Here is a 397-nt window from a genome sequence, read left to right on the forward strand (position 1 = left end):
CAGGGAGATGGACAACCATCACCACAGGAGAAAACCAGGATGCACACACGAAACGTCAACGTCAAAACCGCCGCTCAGGAATCTTCCAGGAAGATGGGGGAAGAACAAAACCCTGTTTCTGTCGCGCGGGAGTGGGTGGCTCAGGCCACTGCGCTGAAAGCGGGGGTCACCGTCACCGTGTCCGATGTGTCCCGGTACGGCGACGTGCAGGTGGAGATCCGCACCAACGGAACGCTTAACTGGCGCGCCTGGTCGTTTGAACCGGATTTTCTTTTTGAACTGAAACGCAACCTGCAATACGTGCAGCTTTAACCGGAGGTCGGATGTCCGGCCTTAACCCAGAGAAGGAGGAAACATGCAGAACCTTAACACCCGTCCGGCGACCCGTAAGGTCGGG

1 protein-coding gene is annotated in these 397 nt (G+C 57.2%); it reads left to right on the top strand.

Features of this window, described 5'->3' with window-relative positions; translation table 11 throughout:
- Positions 1-39: 39 nt before the first annotated feature.
- Complete coding sequence (locus QMN93_RS26130) at positions 40-312, top strand: hypothetical protein (RefSeq protein WP_048242187.1); 273 nt, start codon at positions 40-42, stop codon at positions 310-312.
- Positions 313-397: the final 85 nt, after the last annotated feature.

Source organism: Enterobacter sp. R-1.6.2 (genome assembly GCF_035064085.1).
Taxonomy (GTDB): domain Bacteria; phylum Pseudomonadota; class Gammaproteobacteria; order Enterobacterales; family Enterobacteriaceae; genus Enterobacter; species Enterobacter asburiae_B.